This is a genomic window from Cyanobacterium sp. T60_A2020_053, from assembly GCA_015272165.1.
In the GTDB taxonomy this organism is placed as follows: domain Bacteria; phylum Cyanobacteriota; class Cyanobacteriia; order Cyanobacteriales; family Cyanobacteriaceae; genus Cyanobacterium.
Window position 1 is genome coordinate 1 of sequence record JACYMF010000079.1, and the last position, 23,971, is coordinate 23,971.

18 protein-coding genes and 1 pseudogene are annotated in these 23,971 nt (G+C 37.7%); 9 read left to right on the forward strand and 10 right to left on the reverse strand.

The annotated features are described in order from the left end of the window. The first annotated feature begins 93 nt into the window (after positions 1-93). The gene (locus tag IGQ45_10875; GenBank protein MBF2057693.1) at positions 94-405 is read left to right on the forward strand and encodes a hypothetical protein; all 312 of its coding nucleotides are present in this window, start codon (positions 94-96) and stop codon (positions 403-405) included. Between the two features lie 395 nt (positions 406-800). On the opposite strand, the gene IGQ45_10880 is transcribed toward IGQ45_10875, so the two are convergent. Beyond that, positions 801-1,934: a M23 family metallopeptidase gene (locus IGQ45_10880; GenBank protein ID MBF2057694.1), complete on the reverse strand. Its 1,134-nt coding sequence runs from the start codon at positions 1,932-1,934 to the stop codon at positions 801-803. A gap of 464 nt (positions 1,935-2,398) precedes the next feature. Between IGQ45_10880 and IGQ45_10885 the strand changes: the two genes are divergently transcribed. The 3 genes from IGQ45_10885 (at position 2,399) to IGQ45_10895 (ending at position 4,271) form a co-directional block, all read left to right on the forward strand. Continuing rightward, positions 2,399-2,767, forward strand: coding sequence for a 2Fe-2S iron-sulfur cluster binding domain-containing protein (locus IGQ45_10885; protein MBF2057695.1), 369 nt, complete (start codon positions 2,399-2,401; stop codon positions 2,765-2,767). 336 nt (positions 2,768-3,103) lie between these two features. Next, positions 3,104-3,562: a thermonuclease family protein gene (locus IGQ45_10890; protein ID MBF2057696.1), complete on the forward strand. Its 459-nt coding sequence runs from the start codon at positions 3,104-3,106 to the stop codon at positions 3,560-3,562. Between the two features lie 517 nt (positions 3,563-4,079). After that, complete coding sequence (locus IGQ45_10895; GenBank protein MBF2057697.1) at positions 4,080-4,271, forward strand: hypothetical protein; 192 nt, start codon at positions 4,080-4,082, stop codon at positions 4,269-4,271. Between the two features lie 209 nt (positions 4,272-4,480). Here the strand turns inward: IGQ45_10895 and IGQ45_10900 are convergent. The 4 genes and pseudogenes from IGQ45_10900 to carB all read right to left on the reverse strand — a co-directional run bounded on the left by IGQ45_10900 (position 4,481) and on the right by carB (position 13,438). Next, a pseudogene (locus IGQ45_10900) lies at positions 4,481-5,020 on the reverse strand (class I SAM-dependent DNA methyltransferase). Positions 5,021-5,077: 57 nt separating this feature from the next. Next, positions 5,078-8,953: a response regulator gene (locus IGQ45_10905; GenBank protein MBF2057698.1), complete on the reverse strand. Its 3,876-nt coding sequence runs from the start codon at positions 8,951-8,953 to the stop codon at positions 5,078-5,080. 545 nt (positions 8,954-9,498) lie between these two features. Further along, positions 9,499-10,041, reverse strand: a complete 543-nt coding sequence (locus IGQ45_10910) for a transposase (protein MBF2057699.1) — start codon at positions 10,039-10,041, stop codon at positions 9,499-9,501. A gap of 148 nt (positions 10,042-10,189) precedes the next feature. After that, the gene (gene carB / locus IGQ45_10915) at positions 10,190-13,438 is read right to left on the reverse strand and encodes a carbamoyl-phosphate synthase large subunit (GenBank protein MBF2057700.1); all 3,249 of its coding nucleotides are present in this window, start codon (positions 13,436-13,438) and stop codon (positions 10,190-10,192) included. Positions 13,439-13,620: 182 nt separating this feature from the next. Here carB and IGQ45_10920 point away from each other — a divergent pair, with 182 nt between their 5' ends. Next, positions 13,621-13,896 (forward strand): hypothetical protein, encoded by a 276-nt coding sequence (locus IGQ45_10920; protein ID MBF2057701.1) that lies wholly within the window; start codon positions 13,621-13,623, stop codon positions 13,894-13,896. 113 nt (positions 13,897-14,009) lie between these two features. Here IGQ45_10920 and IGQ45_10925 read toward each other — a convergent pair whose 3' ends face one another. Beyond that, positions 14,010-14,828 (reverse strand): copper resistance protein NlpE N-terminal domain-containing protein, encoded by an 819-nt coding sequence (locus tag IGQ45_10925; protein MBF2057702.1) that lies wholly within the window; start codon positions 14,826-14,828, stop codon positions 14,010-14,012. A 235-nt stretch (positions 14,829-15,063) separates the two neighbouring features. Here IGQ45_10925 and rsmA point away from each other — a divergent pair, with 235 nt between their 5' ends. The 3 genes from rsmA (at position 15,064) to IGQ45_10940 (ending at position 19,348) form a co-directional block, all read left to right on the forward strand. Then, positions 15,064-15,909 carry a 16S rRNA (adenine(1518)-N(6)/adenine(1519)-N(6))-dimethyltransferase RsmA gene (rsmA, locus tag IGQ45_10930; GenBank protein ID MBF2057703.1) on the forward strand — a complete coding sequence of 282 codons (846 nt, stop codon included), beginning with the start codon at positions 15,064-15,066 and terminating at the stop codon, positions 15,907-15,909. Positions 15,910-16,023: 114 nt separating this feature from the next. Then, a complete protein-coding gene (locus tag IGQ45_10935; protein MBF2057704.1) occupies positions 16,024-16,599 on the forward strand; it encodes a TerD family protein in 576 nt (191 codons plus the stop codon). 460 nt (positions 16,600-17,059) lie between these two features. Next, the gene (locus IGQ45_10940; GenBank protein ID MBF2057705.1) at positions 17,060-19,348 is read left to right on the forward strand and encodes a ribonucleoside-diphosphate reductase subunit alpha; all 2,289 of its coding nucleotides are present in this window, start codon (positions 17,060-17,062) and stop codon (positions 19,346-19,348) included. Between the two features lie 95 nt (positions 19,349-19,443). Here IGQ45_10940 and IGQ45_10945 read toward each other — a convergent pair whose 3' ends face one another. Further along, the gene (locus IGQ45_10945) at positions 19,444-19,905 is read right to left on the reverse strand and encodes a DUF29 domain-containing protein (protein MBF2057706.1); all 462 of its coding nucleotides are present in this window, start codon (positions 19,903-19,905) and stop codon (positions 19,444-19,446) included. 665 nt (positions 19,906-20,570) lie between these two features. On the opposite strand from IGQ45_10945, the gene IGQ45_10950 reads away from it, so the two are divergent. Then, the gene (locus IGQ45_10950; GenBank protein MBF2057707.1) at positions 20,571-20,720 is read left to right on the forward strand and encodes a hypothetical protein; all 150 of its coding nucleotides are present in this window, start codon (positions 20,571-20,573) and stop codon (positions 20,718-20,720) included. Between the two features lie 222 nt (positions 20,721-20,942). Here IGQ45_10950 and IGQ45_10955 read toward each other — a convergent pair whose 3' ends face one another. The 3 genes from IGQ45_10955 to IGQ45_10965 all read right to left on the reverse strand — a co-directional run bounded on the left by IGQ45_10955 (position 20,943) and on the right by IGQ45_10965 (position 23,894). Then, on the reverse strand, positions 20,943-21,410 hold the full coding sequence (locus IGQ45_10955; protein MBF2057708.1) for a DUF29 domain-containing protein: 468 nt from the start codon (positions 21,408-21,410) through the stop codon (positions 20,943-20,945). A 362-nt stretch (positions 21,411-21,772) separates the two neighbouring features. Continuing rightward, positions 21,773-22,318 (reverse strand): Uma2 family endonuclease, encoded by a 546-nt coding sequence (locus IGQ45_10960; GenBank protein MBF2057709.1) that lies wholly within the window; start codon positions 22,316-22,318, stop codon positions 21,773-21,775. Positions 22,319-22,454: 136 nt separating this feature from the next. Next, a complete protein-coding gene (locus IGQ45_10965; protein MBF2057710.1) occupies positions 22,455-23,894 on the reverse strand; it encodes a sodium:glutamate symporter in 1,440 nt (479 codons plus the stop codon). Positions 23,895-23,971: the final 77 nt, after the last annotated feature.

The following is a 23,971-nucleotide window of genomic DNA, read 5'->3' on the forward strand; positions in this document are numbered from 1 at the left end:
GTGAACCAAGAATCCCCCACTATAACCCGTAGGGTTTAGTGGTGGGAGTGTCAAAGTTAAAGCTATTTAGGTGATGAAACAAAGTCAAATTTAATGGAAAATCAACAGTACGAACAAGAAAGTATCCATAATAAATTAAAACCTCTCACTGAAGAAATTTTGGCTTTAGCGGAAAATTCTCAGGATAATTGTTTAGAGTTGATCCATATTTTACGAGAAATTGAGTTTTTACATCGTAATATTGTTAATGATTTTTTAAGTGCTTCTTTACCAGAAACCCGTCATCATCTTTACATTTTATTGCGTCACATTGAGGAAGAGGGCGGATGGCCTTATATTCCCCGTTTTCGCATCAAAAATTTATGTGAAAAGTTATTGATGGAAGAAGAAACTACTAAGTTGTAATAATTAGGGGTTGCTGAAAAAGTGCAATGGTGAGGTGAAGGGCAAAGGGCAACGGGCAAAGGTTTCAATGCTTATAAATCAAAGACTTTAGCAAAGTGGTTAGTTTTCCTAAATTGCTCATTTGTGTCAATTTTTTTTGATTATAGAGATCAGAAATACAGATTTTTTTGGCTAAAAAAGATTATTTTTTGCACTTTTTTTTATGTAAATTACGCTAAAAACCCTTGTTTAACAAAGGTTTTGATTTATTCAGAAAACCCTAATTATTGTTGGGTTGCGCTAATGCTTAACCCAACCTACAGATTATTGAATAATACAGATTATTGAATAATAAAGAATTTAAAACTCCATTTTTTAAGACGTGAACAAATTTAACCTTTGCCCTTTGAAAAAGATTATCTTCGGGGGAGGAAAACCATCGGGTCTTTGGCTTTGCCGTCTCGGTGAATTTCAAAATGGAGATGAGGACCTGTACTAAATCCTGTACTACCCATGTCAGAGATGTGTTGCCCTTGTCTAACTTGTTGCCCACGGCGCACTCTCAGGCGTTGATTATGAGCATAAAGAGTAATTGAACCGTCAGGATGTTTGATTTTAACGAGGTTGCCAAAACCGCCAGAGTTCCAACCTGCGGTAATTACTTCGCCATCGGCAGCCGCCACTACGGGAGTGCCTACGGGGGCAGCTACGTCAATGCCACGGTGCATTCTACCCCAGCGCCAACCGTAACCAGAGGTAAAAGTGCCTTTAGCGGGCCAAATATAGCCATTGAAAGGTTTTTCTGCGTCAGGGAGATATTGTTCAGGGGAATTAAATTGGTTGGGAAAATCTGGGGAGGTAATTTCAATGGAGGGGGGCATACTACTGGGGTTATAAAAGTCCACTTGTATGGGTATGGAAGCCATTACTTCTTGACTGTTGCTAATATTTTTAGGGCTAATATTTTTATTGGCAACGTCAGCAGAGAAGTTTATTTCTTCCGGATTGGTAATTAATCTCGGCTCGTCTGGAGTGCTGTTGACGGGGTCATTTTCTTGAAAACTAACGGTGGTGGGCGCTGGGGAAACGGTTAAAGGAATGCTTGGCGCTGGAGAGTTTACAGGAATGGTAATACTAGGGGCTTCTCTTTCTTGATATTGGATAGGAATGGGGATGGGGGTATTATCAGCAATGGTTATGACTGGTTGAGGGGCGCTGGGGTTAATATTCGTTAAATTATGGAGTGTTTTATCGGGGATTGAGTCAAGGTTAATTAAGGATGCAAGTTGAGGTTTTTCATTGGCACTAACCAGATTGTGCAAACGGCGGTTACTGGCAATGGTTAATTCTTGCGGTGCGAGGTTGTGTAGATTGGTGCTGAGGGCTTCAACGTTTATCGCCCCTGTAGCAGACATGGGATTATCGGGGGGAATAGATAAATCAATATCTCTAACCACTGTAGCTTGGGCAGTAGTGGGATTAATAATTAAGCCGAGGGCTAAAACGCATATCCCTGCAGATAGGTTTTGATGGTTATTAAAAAGTTTCATAATTTTTGTTCCTGTTGCTAAGTTATAGTTAAATAGTCGGACAGAAAACCACAGATACAATATTTACTGTGAAATCACTATCGTCATGGTAAAAAGTAATGTTTGATAAAGTCACAACTAAATGTTAACTCAATTTATCAGTTAATGTGCATCTTTGATCACAAAAAGAGGATTAGATTGCAAGGTATTTATCTTTTCATAAGTTGCTCAATATCTTGTTAAATCTAAGATTAGAATATCCCAGCGCCCTCCCCACTATATTTGATTAAAATTTCTTATCAATCAACCGAATTACTTATAATATATCTGTCCTTCCCTTTGATTCCATTGCCATTGAAACAAATTTAACCGTTTATTTGTGCATGATTATTCTTTTCATCTTTATTGCTATTGTTACAAGGAATACTTAAATATTTTTCGATATAATTAAGAAAAAAATAAGTTATTGTTGTTGTATTTTTATCATGACTCGAACCTATCAAGTTACTATTCATAATCGGCAGGAAAACACTGTCAAAACTATTACTGTTCCTGAAAATCAATACATTTTAACTACCGCAGAGGATCAGAGTGTTAAACCGCCTTTTTCCTGTCGAAATGGTGCTTGTACTACTTGTGCAGTAAGGGTAATGGAAGGGGAGATATATCAACCAGAAGCCATGGGTTTATCTCCGGATTTGCAACGGCGTGGTTATGCTTTATTATGTGTTAGCTATCCTCGCTCTGATTTGGTGGTGGAGACTCAAGATGAAGATGAGGTTTATGAGTTGCAATTCGGGCGCTATTTTGGTAGGGGTAGAGTGCGCTTTGGTTTTCCCATCGAAGAAGACTAAGTAAAAAGGGCAAGGGGCAAAGGAAATTATTATTTCATAATTCATAATTTGGGTCTGCTGAATAAATCAAAACCCCTGTCTAATAAAGGTTTTAAGCACAATAAAACTCAAAAAAAGTGCCAAAAATAATCTTTTTTCGCCAAAAAATCTGTATTTCTGATACCCTAATCAAAAATTATTGATACAAATGAGCAATTTATGAAAAATAACTATTTGGCTTAACTCTTTAATTGATAAGCATTTCACCTGAAACCTGACACCCGACACCTGACACCTCCCCTCACTAAAATACTTTTTCAGCACCCCCTAATTTATTGTCTCCCTACGCTTTTCTTCATGAAAAAAATTATCCCTTTAATTGTGTGCCTGATGTTAACCCTCAGCGCCTGTCGCCCTAATCCTGAAGGCATAGAAGCAACCATGAGAGAAATAGTCAGCGCCCACACCCTCAGCGTTATCGTCAATAATCAAGGCTATACTTTGCGTTTAATGGGTTTAGATGTGAAAAAGGAAGAGGACACTCAAATTATTACTGACATCAAAAATTTTTTAACTAACAATGGTGAGAAATCTTTACCATCGGTTAAAGTAATTGTGGCTAGTGATTTAGGCAAAAAAGATCGTTTTGGGCGCATTTCTGGTTATGTCTGGTGTCAGCAAGGATTTCTTAACCAATTCCTATTGCAACGGGGAAGGGCGCTGGTTAATTTAGATTATACTGACGGCAAATATGACCAACAGTTACTTGATGCTCAAACCTATGCTAGAGTAATGAAAATCGGTATCTGGCAATAAGACGGAAAGAGCTAGTTTTACTAGACTTTGGATAAATAAAAAACGATCGCAGGTGAAGCAAATATACTTGATGACAGGTGATAAGAAAGATTTAATAAATCTGAAAAAATTTAACAATGTTGCTATTCTTACAGCTAAAGATGCAGTGGAAATAATTGATATTAGATTTTAGTTATTGTTAAATTCCATCGCATCTTCTCCCCCTCTACCCTATCACCAAAACCAGCGCCCTTCACCGTAGTAGAAAATATCCTATAATGTCTGTTATCTGTTCTGGTTTCTACTTTAAAATAATCATTTTAAATTAAAATATGAATAATTTATTATGGAGGCTAATTGAATTTTGTAACCGCTGAACAGGCAATTAAATCTGTGCAAATTTGCCAAAATCTTTCTGATTTTTATCAAGATATAATCTTATTTCGTTTTGATGAATTAAAAGGAGAGATTTACATTTTAGCAGGGGAAAATATTGAAATTATTATATATTCAGATGGAAATTAGGAGTTTTTGCCAAATGAAAACTAATTTTGAAATCATGACAAAAGCCGAATTGGGAGCCTATGTATTAAGCCATAAAGATGATGATGAAGCATTAAGGATTTTGATGAGTCGCTGTAGTGGTATTAAATATAAATTTGAAAATACAGAAGAAGGTAAGCAACAAATTAAAAATTTAATACAACTGAAAATAGAAGGTAAATTATAATTTGATTACATTCTCTTAACTTTTCACCACCCCACCTAAAATGATTAAAAAAGAGTTTAATTTATTAAACGGAATACTGTTAGCCGTGTAATGAATTACACGGTGGGTTATGATACCAAATCAATACTCATTAGCTTAAAACTAGCGCCCTTCACCCCACCCCAAAATCTCTTACTCCCCTCTCCTGCGGGAGAGGAGAGTTTTGTTAATCTGTCTTGGAGGATTTGGAATAACTCCCCTAATCGGCGCCCGGCTTTTTCGGTAACTTCAACTTGGTTATTATTGAAGATAGATTTAACATCCCCTGCCTTCATGAAATTGAAAGCCGAAGCGCGGGAAGCTAAATCCTCAAGATTAACAATATCAACAGGTTCATCTAATTGTAAATTAAAATCAAATATCCAAAACTGATCAAAATTACAAAGTATTACATAACGAGGACGATTAGGCACAAGTCTTGACCAATACTCGAAGGCTTGGGCATAATGTTTACTAAGGTCTTCCCCTCGTTTTTTCATCTCAATGAGTAGTTTAGGTTTCCAGACTAAATCAGCAAAACCCGTATTTTTTTTCAGACTACCTTTTTTTATCGCTTCCTCGTATGTTGCCCCAGCTTCCAGCGCCCCTCCATAACCAAAGGCTTGAAAGAATCGATCAATAAAAATTTGAGCTTCTTTTCTTTCTTGCCCTGTGATGTGTTGCTGACAAAAATTGATAAAATTTTCGAGACTATCTTGCTGATTCATCATTGAAGATTGTTTTTCACATTTCAGTAGAGACGTTGCAGACAACATCTCTAAAATAAACTAGCTTAATAATACTTGTCCCTTAATGAGTTTTTGCGCCGCTTCCAATAACTCATCTTCTAAATAGGGTTTAGTAAAATATGCCTTAGCTCCCAAATCCGCAGCAATACGGCGGTGTTTTTCAGCGCCCCTCGACGTTACCATAGCCACTGGTAATTTAGATAACTCCTCATCTTGTTGCATCCGCGCCAACAACTCCAAACCATTCATGCGAGGCATTTCAATGTCACACAAGAGCAAATCATAGGGAGAACCAGCGGAAATTTTATCCCAAGCATCCTGTCCATCCCTAGCTTGTTCCACCTCATAACCGGCTTTTTTGAAGGTCATAGACAACATTTCCCGTACCACCACCGAATCATCAATTACCAAGACGAGGGGCGCTGAACTGGTTCTTCTTTTACTTGAATTAGTTTCCTTCTCCAGATTTTCCGTTATTTTACTTACCTTCAGAGTAGGAACTCTGGTACTATTGGCCAATAACACTTCACCATTAACCATTCTCTGTGCCGAATCAATTAAATCCTTATCCACACAAGGCTTAATTAAGTAGGCGGAAGCCCCCAATTCCGCCGCAATTTTTTGATGTCTTTGTGCCCCACGGGAAGACAAAATCGCCACTGGAATCCTTGCTAACTCCTCATCTTCTTGGATATGTTGTAACAACTCCAAACCATTCATGCGAGGCATTTCAATGTCAGAGAAAATTAAATCACAAGGCAAACCAGATTTGAGCTTCTGCCACGCTTCCTGACCATCTCTCGCCTGTTCTACCCGATAACCAGATTTGGAGAAAGTCATGGATAACATCTCTCTCACCGTGATAGAGTCATCCACAATCAAGACAAAAGGCTGATTACTACTAGGTGAATCAAACATAGTCGCTTGATTACCACGATTATCAGGGAACATTTCCGACTTAACTTTATTACTGAGGTTGCCTTGGGCAATTTCGATCAACTCAATAACATCCCCAATAGCCATGACAATCCCATCACTGCGCACCGTCGCCCCGGCAATACCCTTAGGTTTCGGTAAAGGTCCAGAGATTTGTTTAATAACGATTTCTTCTTGCCCTAACACCTCATCCACCTGAATAGCTAACAGGTTGTTACCACCTCGTAAAATGACCACTGGAATAGTTTCATCATCTCCACTGCTGGTGGTATAAACAATACTACGGGTAATTTGACGATTGTAAGTCAAAAGGGAACTAAGGGAACGTAAAGGCAACAAGCCATCTTCCCAAGGAATACATTTTTCCCCTTTACTGTTAACTTTAAGATCGCTGATGGCAAAATCTTGGGTATCTTCAATTCCATCAATGGGAAAGGCGATGCGCGCATTATCATTCAAACAACAAAGCGCTTTACCGATGCTCAAAGTTAGAGGCAGACGGATGGTGAAAGTTGTACCTTGTCCGGGGGTAGAGTCGATGAATACCGATCCCCTAATTTCATTGAGAGAGTTGCGCACAATATCCAAGCCTACCCCTCTTCCTGCATGGCTATCGGCTTTATCTTTGGTGGTGAAACCAGCGTTGAACAAAAACTCGTAAACTTCTTGATCTTTCAAGTTTTGAGCTTGGGCTGGGGTAATTAATTTTTGTTGAATTGCCTTTTGTTTGACTTTGTGAGCATCAATACCTGCCCCGTCATCAGAAATGGAAATTACCGTTTGAGGTCCTTGTAAAAAGGCTCTCACCGTAATGGTTCCCATAGGGGCTTTGCCGTTAGCTTGTCTTTCTTCGGGCTGTTCGATGCCGTGAGTGACGGAGTTTTTGACGATTTGTAAAAGTGGATCCCAAAGGTGTTCAAGGATCATTTTATCGATTAATACGTCTCTTCCTTCTACTTTAAGCTGTACTTGTTTGTTGTAACTTTGAGCGATTTTGCGAATGGGTAGGGGCAAACGGTCGGCATTCTGAGCAAATGGCACCATTCTTGACTTGTTGATTTGCTCTTGTAGTTGAGTGGTAATTTGCCGTAAATTTCGCCCTAATTGATCTGTTTCATCCACTAGGAATTGAATATCTGAGGTGGATTCCCTTACCCTGACGATTAATTCGATAATTTCTTGAGAGAGGAGGTGAAATCCCGTAAAGCGATCTAATTCTAATTCGTCTAATTCAAGGGGATTAGGAGAAGTGGGTTCGTTACTGATAAAACCTGTGGTAGGCACTACGGTATTATTTTTATTTTCTGCCCTCGCCAGTTGCTCTTTAACGATGGATTGGTTACGTTTTCTACTGTCAATGAGAGCGCCTTCCAGTAAGCTCCTTTCGTACATATCTTGCATACGGGCGCCCACATCACTTAATCCTTGTACATGGGAGAGGAGATTATCAAGGAATTGTCTTAATTTATCTTGGTCTTCTTCCAGTCTATTTCTTCTTACCACCATTTCCCCAACTAAGTTATTGAGGTTATCTAGTTGTTTGACTGGTACTCTCATACTTTGTTCAAATACTTGAGCTTTGGCGGTGGAGGGCGCTGGGGTTTTGTTAAGTCGGGCTTTGGGGGCGCCACTTTTCTCGGCTTGGGCGAGAAGTCGGTCTAAATCGCTTAATTCTGCTTCCAAATTTTCACTTTCGGGATACACTGTAGCGCCCGTCATCGTCATTTTGGCATTGGCTAATAAGTTATCAGCAATCATCAGTTCTAATTCTTGCCAATTAACTTGCTCTTGTGCTAGATCATGGGTATTAACCAATTTTTCTAATTCATTGAAGTTATCATAATAGGTAATGGCTAGGCGCGATATTGGAAAATCAATGGTGAGGGTTTTATATTTATGCTCATTTTCTCCCACAATGACTTTATCCAACTCTTCAAAGTTGTTGTAAATTAGTGGTAAGGCATTTGCCACGGTGAGGGGCGCTGTGATGTCTTCCCAGTCTTCAGCAACTTCTGCTAATGGATCATCTACTATGACTGTACCTCGACTATTATTATCCGTGGGAATTTCAATGGTGCTTTCTACTCCAAAATCGATGCCTTCCCCTAAATCATCCAACAAGTCACCTAAACTGCCTGATAAATCTTCTTCCTCTACAAAACCAGCGCCCATCACCATTTCACTTTCATCGTCATCGAGGAAATCCCAATCTTCGTCTAATTCCTCCGTCTCGACTTCTGCTTTATTACTCCATTGATCTGGCTCTACTTTGCCACTCTCATCCTCATCATCTAATTCGGCAAATAAATCATCAAAATCATCCCCTGAATTGGTGCTAGTATCTTTGCTGGTAAGAAAAATAGAACTAATCATGGGGTTTTCTGAACCAAAAGAATCCTCATCTAACCAATCGTCCAGATTCGTGTTAGTTTTGTCATTAATAGTATCGAGAAAATCATCATTAAAACTATCATTGTCAGAATCTTTGCTTAATTCTTGTTCTGGATCAATTTCAGGGGTAGTAAATAAGGTTTCTCGCCATAAATCTCTTTCCAAAGTACCCCTAGAAACAGCCTGTTTTTGTTCTTCAGCCGTTTGAGGTTGAGCGTAAATGGTTTCTACATCCATAAATCTAGCTTTGGCGGAGGGCGCTAGATTGAGAAGTTGATCACTCATGGCAATGGAATTTATTTCTCCCTTAATTAAATGCTCTCCGGCTTCTTTAATCTCTTTAATAATTAATTTAGTGGTAGAACTATAGTTATGCTGTGGTTTAGCAATAGCAGCTTTCGCCGTTTCCATCAACTCCACCCAACCAAATAAATTTTGTTTTCTGCCCTCTAGGGATAAATAATCGCAGAAACTCTGAATCTTCTCCCGATTTTGTGGACTATCTCCCTGTTTTAACAGCTTCAACATTGAACCTAGACGCATCAAAGTTTGCTTATATAATTCTTGGGTTTGACTGGGGTTACTCATGATCTTCTTTTAGGTGGAAACACAGAGGGCAAGTTAAGGATAACAAACTAGGGAACAGTGTGACTAAAATCTAGTCATCTTAAACTATGATTACATATTAGCTAGATCTGATTCCCTCAAATGGAGTTGAGGTTGTACTTACTCAGCGCTACTGATTCTTAATATAACAATCTTAGGACTTTTTCTCGGTTAATGAAAAAATATTTTTGGCTCTTTTATTTTCAGTATGTAAATTGTTAGTTGAGGTAGGCAATAAGCAAAAGGGAATTATTAAATAATAGTTTATAACTTTTAACTTCTATTTTGCTATGATTACTATTCAGCAACAGTTATCAGAATTATTTTTTATTAATCTATCATACTAATTAGAGAAGAGGCATATTTTTTCTTTACCATGGTTTCAACTAAGGTGAAGGGCGCTGATCTGAAAGCAAAATTAATTGTACCTTGGAAAAGATGTTAAAAACAAAAAAACTGGTCAGTTACCTTTTTCCCACTTTAATTAGTTTAATTGCCCCTTTTTACAGTATCCAATCCAGCTACGGTCAAATAGGTGTATCACCTCTAGTCATCCAAGAAAACGCCCAGAGACCCCAATCCATATCATATATATTTTCATTTACATATCGGTGAAAACTCGAATACTGCCAATATTTTACGGCTTTGACTAATCCATGATGAACAGGATTGTAATGGATGTAATTAACATGATTAATAAAATCTTGCTCATCCCTGATCAAATGTTCCCAAAATCTTTTTTGCCATATTGCTTTTTCCTGTTTTTTCTGTCGAAATATGGAAATTTTCCCCTGATATTTTTCATCACACTTACGGCTAAAATAACCTTTGATTAATCGCCAACGAGTAGAAAAATTGGCGTCTGCTTCTGGTAATGTCCAAATACAATGAAGATGATCTGGTAAAATTACGATGGCATCAATCACAAAAGGATGTCTTTTCATGACATAAGCAAAGGCTTCTCTTAATAGTTGAATATTCTCTGGATAACATAAAATAGGGTTTCGATTGTAAGTGACTAGGGTAAAAAAATAAGTCCCTCCTTGAATTTTTGCTCTGCGATATTGCATAAAAACATAAATTTTAAAATGGGGTGTTGGGTTGCACTTCGTTTAACCCAACCTACAAATATTTTGAATTGTGAATAACATTACCATACAACTCTATTAAACCGTAGGTTGGGTTGAGGCACGAAACCCAACACCAACACAATAAGAATTAATTAAAATAATCCTGAAGCGCCCTCACCTGTAGAGGTTCAGACTGGATAGAACGAATAGCCTCCACCGTAGCCTTAGCGCCCGCAATCGTAGTAATAATCGGTAACTTATAATCTAAAGCAGAACGGCGAATTTTGCGCCCGTCAGCCTGAGCAAAATCCTCAGCGCTGGGAGTATTGATAATGAATTGGATACGATTATTTTTGATCCAATCCACCACATGAGGGCGACCTTCGTGCAGTTTTAACACCAACTCCACATCTTCCAAACCGTGTTCTAACAAGGTTTGACGAGTGCCAGAAGTAGCGACAATTTTGAACCCCAAACTAATCAAATCCTTCGCCACAGGCACAATAGCTTCTTTCTCACGGTCACTCATGGAAATAAACACCGTTCCAGAAGTATGAATAGCAACCCCAGCGCCCATCTCCGCTTTTGCAAATGCCTTACCAAAGTCCACATCAATACCCATAACTTCCCCCGTACTACGCATTTCTGGACCGAGCAAAGTATCAGTACCTACAAACTTATTAAAGGGTAATACCGCCTCTTTGACTGCCACATGACGGGGGATAATTTCCTCCGTGGCGCCCAACTCTACCAACGTTTTACCCGACATCACCAGAGAAGCAATTTTAGCTAAAGGTCTGCCAATAGCCTTCGATACATAAGGCACAGTACGAGAAGCGCGAGGATTAGCCTCAAGGATATAACAAGTATCTCCCTGTACCGCATACTGAATATTCATCAAACCGCGCACTTCCAAAGATCGAGCCAGTTTGACAGTCCAATCTCTCAAGGTAGCCAAAACCTCATCAGACAAGGAAATATAAGGGATAGAACAAGCAGAATCCCCCGAATGCACCCCAGCTTCCTCAATATGTTCCATAATACTACCGATCAAAACCTGACCCGTATGGTCACAAATGGCATCCACATCCACTTCAATGGCATTTTGTAAAAACTTATCGACTAAAATAGGGTGATCCGGTTCGATATGTACCGCATATTTCATATATTGTTCCAACTCCGTCTCGTTGTAAACAATACTCATACCCCGACCTCCCAAAACATAGGACGGGCGTACTACCACAGGATAACTGATTCTTTTTGCCACTACTAAAGATTCTTCAAAACTGCGCGCGATACCGTTGGCGGGTTGTTTAATATCCAAATCGTTGAGAATCGCCTCAAATTTTTCCCGATCTTCCGCCGTATCAATGGAATCAGGAGAAGTACCCCAAATTTTAGTGGTAACTGGTACGTTTGGACTAGCTAAATAATTTTTGAGGGGTACAGCTAATTTTAAAGGAGTTTGCCCACCAAATTGAATAATAATCCCTTCAGGGTTTTCCGCTTCGATGATATTCAAAACATCTTCTTTGGTGAGAGGTTCAAAATATAACCTATCGCTGGTGTCGTAGTCGGTGGAAACGGTTTCAGGGTTAGAGTTAACCATAATGGTTTCAAAACCTGCATCCTGCAAAGAGAAGGAAGCATGACAACAACAGTAATCAAACTCAATACCTTGCCCAATGCGATTTGGACCACCGCCCAAAATCATTACTTTGCGTCTATCGGTGGGGTTATGTTCGCTTTCCCCTGATTCGTAGGTAGAGTAATAATAAGGTGTGAAGGCTTCAAACTCGGCGGCGCAGGTATCCACCAATTTATAAACAGGTAAAACGCCCAAGCCTTTACGATATGCCCTTACTTCGTCTTCGGTGGTTTTGGTGGCGAAACCAATTTGATGATCGCTGAATCCCTGTTGTTTAATTAAGCGCATTTCAGCGGTGGTAATTTTGGTTAAGGGAGTGCGCTTGAGGAATTTTTCTACTTCCACAATTTCCGCCATTTTATCTAAAAACCAAGGATCAATGGCGCTGAGTTCGTGAATTTCTTCGGTAGTCATACCCAATCTAAAGCCGTGATAGACGCTGAAAATACGTTCAGGGGTGGGTGTACGGAGGAGGGCGCTGATTTGCGATAAAGTAGGTAAAGTTTCTTTTTTGTCACAACCGAAGCCATAGCGCCCGATCTCCAGTGATCTCAACGCTTTTTGGAAGGACTCGTTAAACGTGCGCCCGATTGCCATGGCTTCCCCAACGGATTTCATTTGGGTGGTGAGGGTAGAAGATGAGCCGGGGAATTTTTCAAAGGCAAAACGAGGAATTTTCGTCACCACATAATCGATGGTAGGCTCAAAGGATGCTGGAGTTTTCTGGGTGATGTCGTTAGAAATTTCGTCTAAACTGTAACCAACGGCTAATTTAGCGGCAAATTTAGCAATGGGAAACCCTGTGGCTTTGGATGCTAATGCAGATGAACGAGATACCCTCGGATTCATCTCAATGACGATAACATCGCCATTGGTGGGGTTAACGGAAAACTGAATATTTGATCCCCCTGTTTCCACGCCAATTTCTCGGATAATAGCTTTGGAATAATCTCTTAACCGTTGATATTCTTTATCCGTGAGGGTTTGGGCGGGCGCTACTGTGATAGAATCTCCCGTATGAACTCCCATGGGATCAATATTTTCGATAGAACAGACAATTACTACGTTATCCGCCATGTCGCGCATCACTTCCAACTCGTATTCTTTCCAACCGATGAGAGATTTTTCCACCAAGATTTGTGACATGGGAGAGGCATCAATGCCAAATTTAGCCATCTCCTCATATTCTTCTTGGTTGTAAGCGATACCGCCTCCAGTTCCCCCCATGGTAAAGGCTGGGCGGATAATTAAGGGATAAGTGCCGATTTCTTCAGCAACGGCTTTGGCTTCTTCCCAGTTACTGGCAATACCTGAAGGGCAAACGGGAACGCCGATGCGCGCCATGGCTTCTTTAAAGAGTTCCCGATCTTCTGCCATTTTGATTGCTGGTAATTTCGCGCCAATCAATTCCACACCGTATTTATTCAGCGCCCCTGACTCTGCCAGAGATACGGCGGTGTTGAGGGCAGTTTGTCCTCCCATGGTGGGTAAAAGGGCATCGGGTCTTTCTTTGGCGATGACTTTTTCTACCATTTCTGGGGTGATCGGCTCGATGTAGGTGCGCTCGGCTGTGTCGGGATCGGTCATAATGGTAGCTGGGTTGGAGTTCACCAATACGACTTGGTAACCTTCTTCTCGTAGGGCTTTACAGGCTTGTGTACCAGAGTAGTCGAACTCACAGGCTTGACCGATGACAATAGGACCTGATCCTAAAATAAGAATTTTGTTTATATCTTCACGACGTGGCATAAATCTTTACCGCCTTAACTCTTTAGTTTATCTTAATCTCAATTATTCTAATGCTTTCGGTTCTTTATTTTTGTTTTAGTTTGTCTATGTTTTCTGACATTCCCTTGGTAATATTGGATTTTTTTAGCTTTTTAGATTTATGCTAAAATTAGAATGCTATTTAAAAATAAGTTTTAAAAACCGTGAGCGACGAAGAACTTAGACAATTAATCGCCTTTAATGCTAAAGCTATTGAAGCATTGAGTCGCAGTTTCAGTAAGTCTCAAAAGGAATGGCAGAAAGATCGAGAGGAATGGCGAAAAGATCGTAAACAGATGTATGAATGGATGGCTAGATTATCGACTTCTCAGGCGAATTTTTGGGAAATTCAAGCTGATTATTACCGCCGTTTAGAGGATGTGGAAGACAGACAAGCAAAAATGTTAGAAATTCTCGATAGAGTTACCGATAAGTCTTAACTAACAATGGATAATTGACAATTAACTCTTCATCTGTCACCCATTAATTATTAATTAATTATTACTTCCTCTGCTTCCCTTTCTCCCTCTGCTTCCCTTTCTCCCTTTTGATATTATTTCACTAAATAAACAGCTTCAAAAACGGCGAGGGGCGCCATTCTAGCACGATTTAATATTAAAGTATTACCAGTCAAATTATAATTATCGACCATTCTTAAGACTTGAAAAAGTCCAGATTCTTTCTCCATATCTTCACAAGCCATTTGAGTGGATGCTATCTGCACAAAATTTAGGCGATTACCTTCTTTTAGTTCATAACTACCGATTAAGTTATTACAACCACCAAAACCCTGTACTCGCTGATTATCTTTGAGCATAATATAAATGTCTCTGGGTGCATCTTCTATTTTCTTCCCGTTTAATTCTGTTAATTTCCAATAGGTTTCCGTTAAAGTAGCGTTATTTTTTGCCATTTCCCCAGTTTCACTAACTTTCCCCAAAATATATTTATCAGCCAAATCTCCCACAATTATATTGCCTTCCATATCCAATTGAAATAGTCTATTCTCACCCACTAGATAGCGAGTTGGTTCATTTTCCAAACCTTCAAGGGTGATAATATTACCTTGGGTATTCCAAGTAAAATTACCAGTAGTTTCAAAGAAATTCTCGTTTTTGCCTAAGTATTGACGGCGTAAACGATAGGTTAAGTCAGGGTTGAGGAGAATTTCGGTTTTGATTCCGGCACAACTGCCACAAGGCAAAATACCTAAATATTCTCCATTCCAATCGAGTGCGTTTTCACTGGTGCTTCCATCGATTATGGGGGCATTTTCTTGGGCTGATGTTGCTGTCATGGGATTGAAGTTACTGATAGATAGTGTGCCGATTAACAGCAAGGATACGGACAAGGCTATAGTGTTAGTTTTCATTTATTGTATGTTGTAAGTTAGTATTAACAGTCTAACTATATATTACAGTTTTGATTTTAGGATAAACCTTACTGTTAAGATGTTCTAGTAAGCTAATTTGTTCCTTGTAGTTATTATTTGTTTTGGCGTGAGGACATGGAGAGAAAGTAAAAAGGAAGAAGTTTTCATACTCAGTTATGTAGTTATTGGTGCATCAATTATCAATTATTCATTATTTATTATTTATTATTTATCGATGGCTATTAGAGCAAAAAAACAGTTTGGGCAACATTGGTTAAAAAGCGAAACAGCTTTAAGTAATATTATTCAATCAGCCGATTTAACAACGATGAAGGGCGCTGATACAGTATTAGAAATTGGACCGGGTACAGGTGTTCTCACCTCTCGTCTTTTACCTTACGTCAAAAATTTATTAGCAATAGAAATTGATCGAGATTTATGTAAGAAATTAGTACAAAAATATAAAAATGTTGATAATTTTTTACTCTTAGAAGGAGATTTTTTAGGGTTAGATTTAGATTCTACATTAGTTAATTTTCCTCAGTTTAGAAATTTTAATAAAGTAGTTGCTAATATTCCTTATAATATTACTGGTCCGATTATTGAGAAACTTTTAGGCACGATCTCAAATCCAGCGCCCTCCACCTTAGACTCTATCGTTTTATTAGTACAAAAAGAAGTAGGAGAAAGATTAGTTGCTCAACCAAACAACAAAGTTTATGGCGCGTTAACTGTCAGAGTTCAATATTTAGCAGAATGTGAGATTGTTTGTGATGTAAGTGCTGAGGACTTTTCGCCCCGTCCGAAAGTAGATTCAGTAGTGGTAAAAATCACCCCTCGTTCGATTAGTAAACCTACTCAAAAGCCTAAATTTTTAGAAACTATAATTAGGTTAGGTTTTGCTAGTAGAAGAAAAATGCTAAAAAACAATTTAAAATCTCTTATAGAAATAGAAACTTTAAGTAAAGTTTTACAAGATTTAAACATCAACGACCAAGCCAGAGCAGAAAATCTTGCCTTAGAAGATTGGATCAACCTAAGTGATGAACTAGCGCCGATCGTCACAGAAAATCAATCTTAATACCTATAAAAACATAGCATATTTTAGCAGATAAATCAAGGAAAAAAAAAAGTTTATTTTCTCAAAATAGTCCTATGATAATAAGAGGTAGTAACGAAAAAGATGTAGAATCTCATGGCAATATCACTACAAAAAGGGCAGAGAGTGTCCCTAAATAAAGTCGCTCCCGGTTTAACCGCTGGTTTTATCGGTTTGGGGTGGGATACCAATGTAACGGATACAGGGGTTGATTTTGACCTTGATGCCTCTGTGTTTTTACTTAATGCTAAAGAAAAATTAATTTCCGATCAGCACTTTATCTTTTACAATAATCTTACCAGTCCAGACCCGGATAAGTCTGTCAGACACATGGGAGATAATCTCACGGGTGAAGGGGAAGGAGATGACGAAGTCATTATCGTTGATTTGCGAAAAGTTCCGGCTGATGTCCAAAGAATTGTTATCACTGTCACTATTCATGAAGCAGATAAAAGAGGGCAAAATTTTGGACAGGTGAGAAATGCCTTTGTGCGTCTAGTGGATGTCGCCACCAAAGAGGAAGTTTTGCGTTATGACTTAGAAGAAGATTTCTCCATCGAAACCGCTATCATCATGGCGGAGTTGTATCGCAAAGACGGAGAATGGCGTATGAATGCGGTGGGCGCTGGTTATCAGGGCGGTTTACAATCCCTTCTCAATCGCTATCAATAAATTTTCATTTCCCTCACATTAATACAAATCAATCAGAGTATTTTCTTTCTAGTTAATTTCTGGTGGAAATGTTGTCGTCAATTTTTGGCAAAATAACCAAAATATCTCTATGGGTGGAGGGCGCTGGGTTTATTCATTATCTTCCCCTTTTTTGAGCAGGGCGTTTTCAAAGTAAAAGTAAGAGGCACGAGTTAGCTATAATTTTTAGCCTATGAGTATCACAAAGTTTTTGGTTATTGACATTTTAGTTATTATTTAAAAATTTTCAGAAAATCTTTTTTCATCAAAAACAGTCAAAACTTATTACTTTTTACTTCTTACTCATTACTTTGCCCAAGCTAAAAATTTTAAAATTAAACAACTTTGCCCTTCGCCCGTCACATTTTCATCGCTATTTGTGTTTTACACTTGTAGTACATTGTAAACATTATAATTATAAATTTTAAGGTAAACCACAGCAATGCCATTCGAGACTCAGGAACAAACATTAACAATATCAGTCAATGACAAGGACAATTCTAGCCATGATGAAAAGCCTACCGTAATTAAGGTAATCAAAAGAAATGGCAGTTTAGCAGATTTAGACATCGGCAAAATTCGCAAGGTAGTAAATTGGGCTTGTAATGGTTTAGATGTCAATAGCATTGCTTTGGAAGCAGGGATGAAAACCCGTCTGCGTTACGGTATTTCCACTAGGGAAATTCAAGATAATCTAGTTAACTGCGCGCTGGAGATGTGTAGTATTGATGAACCAGATTGGCGTTATGTCGCTGGTAGATTAGCGATGTGGAGTTTATGGAAAGAAATATTAGTTAGGCGGGGTTACAATTATGGTGACTATGCGCAGACTGTTAAGGATTTCTTGGCAGAGGGTAAATATGATGAGAGATTGTCTGCTTACTCAACGGAAGAATTAGAAACAGCGAATCAATGGATTAACCCTGACTATGATTTAGAATATGATTATGCTGGTACAGTTTTACTAACTAGCCGTTATTTATTGCCTGATGAGTTGCCACAGGAAGCTTTTTTAACTTGTGCTTTATTGTTAGCAATGAATGAGAAAAAATCAGAAAGATTAGTTTATGCTAAGGCATTTTATGAAGCTATTGCCCAAAGAAAAATATCTTTAGCTACGCCTATTTTAGCTAATTTACGAGTGCCAAATGGTTCTTTAACCAGTTGTTTTATCATCGCTATGGATGATAACCTCGAAAGTATTTATCGGGAAATTACTAACACAGCAAGAATTTCTAAAAATGGCGGTGGTGTGGGTGTCAATGTCTCTCGTATTCGTGCCACTGGTAGCAGTGTGATGGGAAAAGCTAATTCATCTGGGGGAGTAATTCCTTGGATTAAATTACTCAATGATACTGCTATTGCGGTAAATCAAGGGGGGAGGCGTGCTGGTGCGGTGACTGTAGGTTTGGATATTTGGCATTTGGATGTGCCAGAATTTTTGGAAATGCAAACGGAAAATGGCGATCAAAGACGCAAGGCTTATGATGTTTTCCCTCAGTTGATTATTCCTGATGAGTTTATGCGCCGAGTGGAAGCGAAAACGGATTGGACTATTTTTGATCCTTATGAGGTGAAGGAAAAACTTGGCTATGATTTGGCTAGTTTGTGGGGCGCTGATTTTGATCAGGCATATCAACACATAGAGAATAGTCTTGATTCTGTTATTAGACTATACAAGAAAGTCAATGCTAGGGAGTTATTCAAACATATTATGCGCGCTCAGGTGGAAACGGGGATGCCTTACCTTGCGTTCAAAGATACTATTAATCGTGCGAACCCTAATAAGCATGATGGTTATATTCCTCAAACTAATCTTTGTTGTGAGTCTTATAGTAACGTTACCAGTGGTAATTATGCGCACTGTTGCAACCTTGTTTCTCTTAACCTTGCTAATCTTGAGAGAGAAGAATTTAAGGATGTTTGTAGTATTGCGGTGAGAATTTTAGATAATACTATTGATATTACTAATCCTCCTTTTGCTGATGCTAAAAACCATAATAACCGTTATCGCACTATTGGGGTGGGCGCTATGGGTTTGGCGGATTGGTTGGCTAAACACGAGTTACGCTACAGTAATTTAAAGGAAATTAGCGATTTGTTTGAGGATATGGGCTATTTTTGCACTCTGGCATCCATGGAGTTGGCAAAGACTAGGGGAAGTTTTGACGGTTATAACGGTAGTGATTGGCAAAAGGGTTTGTTGATTGGTTCTAAACCTGTACAATGGTTTAGGGATAATGCTTATGATGGTGGGCGCTGGGAAAAGTTAGCTGACGATATTCAAACTTTTGGCATCCGCAATTCACATATTACTGCTATTGCGCCTAATACTTCTTCTAGTTTGGTGCAGGGTTGCACGGCTAGTATTTTACCTGTTTATAGTCGTTTCTTTTATGATAAGTGGGCTAAAGGCACTGTGCCTATTGCACCGCCTTATATTAAGGATGGTTACTGGTATTATCAGGAAAATAAAAATCTTGACCAAAATAGTGTAGTACGAGCAGTTAGTGTAATACAACAATGGATTGATACGGGGATTTCGATGGAGTTACTTTTTAATCTTAATGAGGGGGTTTATTATCCTGATGAACCGGGAAGGGCGCTGAAAGCTAAGGATATTTTTGATACGCTGATGTTAGCTTGGCAATCTGGTTGTAAGGCTGTGTATTATATTCGTATTGTGCAGAAAGACAACTTTAAGGAAGAGTGTTTGGGGTGCGCTAATTAGTTTTGTGATGTGATTGGGGTAAATTGTGTGTGAGGGTTGAATGATATTCAACCCCTACGATTGTTTGAAGGGTGGAGGGCGCCCTTCGCCGTGAATTAAGGAAGCCAGTTTTCATCTAAAATTTGTTCTAAATTAGCGATGGGATTTTCAGGGAAGGTAATGAGAGGTAGTCCAGACTTTTGGGATGCTATTTTGCGACTATCTTCATAGCACTGACTATATATTTGTGCTAAATAAGGTTTTAAACTAGGACTATCTTCCAATTCATATTGAATTTGCTGACGAAAATTAGTTATTTCTCCTCGCCAATGCTTTTTATTTCTCTCCATTTCCCCTTCCCAATATTTAAGTTTTAATAAATGTTCGCATAATCTTTTTAGTAAATTTTGTAGTTTTCTTTTATCTCTTTTACTCAAATCTAATACCTCTTCAATTAAATTTTCCCAATCAAGGGAATCTAAATCTCTTTTTTCTAGTTTTTCAATAGTTTCTAGTACCCAAAGATGATAGTCAGTATCATATAAATTTTTCTCTTCTTTAATTAATTGTTGTACCATGTTTTTATCTCTCTATATATTTTCATTAATAAAACTATTATAGTTTTTATTATTCAGTGAAGGGCGCTGGTTTACTTCCAGCCACCAAACAAATTTTCCCAAAAATTTTCCCAAAATTGCGTCCAAGCATTTACATAAAGTTCCATACCCACCACATTCCAAAACAATCGCCAATTAGTAAAAGAATAACAAGGAAGAATAAAAATAGTCCTGTAAAGAATGTTAATTTATTGTAAATAAATTTAAATAATTTTTTATATGTTAGGGACAAAGCACCATAGAATATACCTACAAAAATCATATATTTATAACTTATATCCAATGAAATATTCCAAGGCAAAGGAGCTTTTAAGATTATGTCATTTACGTTGCTTAAGATATATTCTTGGTGATAAAACATAGCTACAAAAAGAGGAATGATATAAATTCCACAAAAAGCCAAATAGATAATATATGTTGTTCGTCTGTCTCCTTTTTTTTGAATACATGTTGCATTTTATTGAAAATTGTATAGTGCAATTCTATCAATGCTTTATACAGTTTGCAACAACTAATGAGATAATTGATTAAGTCACCGCAAAAATAAAATAAATTTTATTGTGAGATACTAATTTTAGCCCGTAATAAAGTATAGTAATTAAAAGTTTTCCAAACTAATTGATTTTATGAATTTAATAGAATTAGAAAATCAAGTATTAAAATTACCCCTACAAGAAAAATGGCACTTGGTGCAATCATTACTCAATTCTATTCAAAAAGAAACTCATTTTACCTTGTCTGAAAATGAGACTACAGGAGAAACTTTGGACTATTAGACCAACAGTTTAATCGGCGTTATTTCATGTGAAAACAGTCTGTCTCAAGAATCTTATGTTAATTATTTGGAGAAAAAATATCGTTGAAAAAAGTATTATTTGATACTGATGTAATTATTGACGTGATGACAAATCGTCAGCCTTTTGTTATTCACTCTGCACATGCTATTAACATGGTAGCAACATCTCAGCTAGAAGGTTATATTCCAAGTCATGGGGTAACTAATCTTTTTTTTGAGGATACCATTCATCGTTAATTAATTTATCTAGGGAATAAGGACAATTATTAGGAAATAGCTTTTGATTTAGTCCTGTTTTTTGAATGACAATTTTCCTTGATACATTATAAATAGTTTCTAATTCTTGAGTTAATTTATTTTTTAATGTTGTGGTTAAACTATTGTTTAAATCATCTCGGAAAGCGATAATTTCTCCGCGCCAATGACGATAATTTCTTTCATATTCTCGATCCCAATATTCTAGTAATAAAATATGAACAATAATCTGTCTTAATAGGCTTCGGACTTTATTAAAATCACTTTTACCCAAACTTTCTAACTCCTCAATTAAGTTTGCTAAATCTAATTTATCCCAATTTTTTGTTTTTAATAGTTCAACCGTTTCTATTGTCCAAAGATAATAGTCAATGTCATATAAATTAGTTTGGTTCTTGATTAATTCAGCTACCATTATAACTACCTCTAATTGTTAATTTCATTATAATTTATTGTGTTGTAGGGGGGAGGGCGCTGAGGGTTTACCCTCACCCCCAACCCCTCTCCCACAGCAGGGTGTTTTCAAAGTCAGGATCAAAATTGATTTGTTTTTGACAAGAAGACAATATAAGGATGATCCCCCCCAACCCCCCTTAAAAAGGGGGGAGATTCAGGGAGACAGGAGGATTTTTTACTATTAATTGATTTATTAGTAGTTAAAAACCTCTGAATTTCAGATTATTGGCTAGTTTGAGAAACTAACATTTTTGAGAATGAAAACGCCCTGCTCCCACAGGAGAGGGGAGTAAGAAATGGTGGAGGGCGCTTGGAGTAAAGTTACCATTTAAATAACTGATTAATGTTTAATTCTAAATCGGGGAAGGATTGAATTTTTATTACACCTTCTCTAATAACTTTTTGTGTTTGGTAATCTTCATTTTCAGGATTTAAAAATATATTGATTTGCTGGTTTTTAATATCTACTACCCAATACTCTTTGATGCCTTCTTTGGCATATACTTTTCTCTTATCATTAAGATCATAATTCAAGGTTTTATTAGAAATTTCAATTAATAAAAAAATGTCTTCTGATGATGGATGTTGATATTTATATTCGTGAGAATGTGGTTTGACTATGGCTATATCTGGTTCTGGTTCAGAGTTTGTTAGAGTGATGGGGTGCGCTTCTCTGATTACACCAGCGCCCTTCAATCTTTCTCGAAGATAGTTAGAACCAGTTACGGTAACATGAGTATGCAGTGGGCTTTCTGGAGGCATTTCGATTAATTCCCCTTCTAATAATTCAACATTTTTTCTTGCTAAGAGTCCATTGTCAATAAGGCTATGATATTCTTCGAGTGACCATTTCATTAAGGTTTTCATAATAGTTTATCTCTCCTATCTCACTGCTTTTAATTAATTATAATTTATTTGGTTTTGGGGTGAAGGGCGCTGGGTTTTATTTGCAACCCAATAATCATCAAGTAATTTCCTCATTATGTAATGTATTACTCAACTACTAAATAACTTTTTTAGCAAATAATGTAAAGCCAATTATTAACCAAAAAGTGGTTAAAATTCCTGTTAAAATTAAGACACTAATCGAGCCAAATTGGGCTATTAAGACGGGCGCTGTGGCTGTGAAAAGTCCTCCTCCTACAATAGGTTCAAAAAATAATTGTTTATAAGCAAAACTTTCAAAAGCGCCCGATTTGTTCTTAGGATCAACCATTCTTAATAATAAAATACCCGTAGCTGTTACCCCCATAGATTGACCCATATCACAAATACCACGCTCAAACCAAAAAGTAGGAATTAAGCGAGGAGCGAGATATACAAAGCCAAAAATATTCCACACAATACCCGTTATACTTAATAATAAAAATGGAATAAAATTTGTACCTAATACTTGTAATGAAATGGAAGCAAGAGCTGTTATGACCACAATATCAAGGGCTAATCCGGAAACATTTTTCATTAAACTAGGAATAATTAATTCTGGTAAATTTAGTTTTTCTAAAATAATTTGTACAATTATTCCTCCGATTAAAGCCATGGGAAAAAGAGGAATGTAGGTCATAATTTTTAACCCAGTAACTCCCCAAGTAAGAGATTCAATTAACTTTAAACCTTCCAAAATTAACCAGCCAATGCCAATGGCTAAACCGACAAAACCAAAATTAAGAGAAAGAGGATCGATCAATAAATTTTCGGTTAATTGTATTCTTTTTAGTCTTAAATTTTCTTCTTTTTCTTTGTTCACTGTAATTTCTTGGGGTGATATTCCATCATACTCATTAAAAATTTGTACTTCTTTTTGTAATGATTGAATATGACCTTTTTTTCTGCCCCAATTTGCTAAATAAGTTCCCGAAATAATACCCGAAACAATACCCACAGTGGCTAAACCAAGAGCTAAATCTTTCCCTTCAGGAAAATTCAAATCAATAAAAGTTTGTTCCATTCCTGCGGCTGTACCATGACCTCCTTCAAAGGCAATTTCGATTAAACTACCAGCAAGGGGATTCATGTCGAAAAATGGTACTAAAATTAGTAAAGTTAGGGTTATACCAACCACATATTGCCCCCACGCAAGGGTTTGCCCAAATACCACTTGAGGGGCGACGGCGCGCCAAATATCTTGAGGTTTTGGTATTGATTCTCCTAAAAACAGGGCAGCAAAGACGACGTTAATAAATACACTGGGGGATTGTTTCCAGACGTTGAGGATAGATTCATTAAATAAACCTTGACTGAGGGGCGCGTTTTCGCCAAAAATAGCAGAAATTCCAGCGCCCACCACCTCACTACCCAATATCAGGGCTAAAAATCCAGCCACAACGGATTCAGGGAGATATAATTCTTGAATCCAACGAATTTTTTGTTTAATTAATCTACCAATAAGGATCAATAAACCGACAATTACAAAAGCAAATAAAACATTTTTGAGATCAAACATAATATTTAGGGTATGTTAAAAGGGCAAAGAGCAAAGGGCAAGAGTAGATTTAGATTATAACGACAGCTTAGACTATG